Origin of the sequence: Herbaspirillum lusitanum P6-12 (genome assembly GCF_000256565.1) — a bacterium.
GTDB classification, from domain to species: domain Bacteria; phylum Pseudomonadota; class Gammaproteobacteria; order Burkholderiales; family Burkholderiaceae_D; genus Herbaspirillum; species Herbaspirillum lusitanum.
In genome coordinates this window covers 1-1,736 of the sequence record NZ_AJHH01000576.1, presented here as the reverse complement: position 1 = coordinate 1,736, position 1,736 = coordinate 1, and the positions used below count along the sequence as shown (strand labels likewise).

Here is a 1,736-nt window from a genome sequence, read left to right as displayed (position 1 = left end):
CTTGCAAGTTGCAGCGGCACGCCTTTGCGGGAAATTCGCCGACGAAGCGATTGACCGGACGGCGGTACAACTCCAGCGGCGTACCGACCTGTTGCAAGCGGCCCGCGCCGAGGATGCCGATGCGGTCCGATAGACCCAGCGCCTCTTCCTGATCGTGCGTCACCATGACCGTGGTCACGCCGACGTTGCCGAGCAGGCGGCGCAATTCGGTCTGCATTTCCTTGCGCAGCTTGGCATCGAGATTCGATAGCGGCTCGTCCAACAAGAGCACCTGCGGCCGGATCGCCAGCGCGCGCGCAATCGCCACGCGTTGTTGCTGGCCGCCCGACAACTGGTGCGGCATGCGCTGCGCCAGTTCCGACAAGCGCACCAGCTCCAGCATCTCGGCGACGCGGGCGCGGACGTCTTCGCCCTTGGCCTTGCGCACGCGCAGGCCGTAGGCGACGTTGTCGAACACGTTCAGGTGCGGGAACAAGGCGTAGCTCTGGAACACCATGCCGATGTCGCGCCGGTGCGGCGGCAGGCTGGTGACGTCGCGCCCGCCCACCACCACCGTACCCGCGCTCGGCGCCAGGAAACCGGCGATGATGTTGAGCAGGGTCGTCTTGCCGCAGCCGCTCGGCCCCAGCAGGGAAAAGAATTCTCCCTGCGCGATCGACAGATCGACGCCAGCGAGCGCCTGCAGATCACCGAAGCGATGCGCTACGCCGTGGATGTCGATCGCACTCATTTACCGTTGCCCAGCGCTTGCGACCAGCGGTTGGTCCAGTCCGTGACTTTCGGCGTGGCGGTTGCGTAGTCGATCCAGATCAGTTTCTTGTACGCCTCTTCGCCGACCTGCACCTTGGTCTTGAGCTCGTCGTTGTACTGTACGTCCTGGTTGGTCATGCCGTACAGCGAGCCGTCGGAAAACGCCTTCTGGACCTTGTCGCTGGAGAGGAAATCCAGCAGCTTGTAAGCATTGGCCAGGTTCGGCGCGCCCTTGGCGATCACCCAGTTGGCGGCGCCCACGACCGGACCATCAGTCGGATACGCAAAGCCGACCTTCAGGCCGCTCTTCTGCAAGGCGAACACGCGGCCGTCCCAGTACGGCACCACCCACGCGTCGCCGCGCTCGAGCAAAGTCTGGATGGCGCCCGGGCTGTCCGGGAAGGCAACCGCGTTGCCCTTGAGTTCAGCCAGCTTGGCGAACGTGCGTTCGACATCGGCGTCGTTCTTGAGCTCGCCGCCCAGCGCATGGGTCAGGCCGGCGAAGAATTGCAGCCCGGCCGCATAGCTCGGCGAGGAGATCGCGACGTGGCCCTTGTACTCAGGATTCCACAGGTCGAGCCAGCTCTTGGGCGGCGTCTTCACGAGGTCGGTGCGATACGCCAATCCGAGCTGGCCGAGGCTGAAGGCGGCGGCATAGGTCTTGCCGTCCTTGGTGAATTTTTCCTGCACGGTCGGGTACAGCTTGGCCAGGTTCGGGATGTTCTTCGCTTCCAGCGGCTCCAGCAATCCTGCCGCGGCGGCGCGCTGTACCGAGTCGGGCTGGAACACGACGATGTCGTAGGCTGGATTGTTGCCGTTGGCGGCGCGCAGTTTGGCCAGCCACTCGGCGTCGGCGCCCGGCACGATTTCCACGTTCAGCTTGTTGTCCTTGGCGTATTGCTCAAGGCCGGCGGCGCGGATGTTCTTTTCCCAGTCGCCGCCGTAGACGCCGATGACGACTTTGTCGGTGGCGGCAGGCGCGGCTG

General features: G+C 64.7%; 2 protein-coding genes. Both read right to left on the bottom strand.

Going from position 1 to position 1,736, the window contains the following annotated elements:
- On the bottom strand, positions 1-730 hold a 730-nt coding region (locus HLUSI_RS0118915), incomplete at its 3' end, for an ABC transporter ATP-binding protein (protein ID WP_016835442.1).
- Positions 727-1,736 (bottom strand): ABC transporter substrate-binding protein (locus tag HLUSI_RS0118910; RefSeq protein ID WP_016835441.1); only part of this gene is annotated, 1,010 nt, incomplete at its 5' end. The genes HLUSI_RS0118915 and HLUSI_RS0118910, both read right to left, overlap by 4 nt.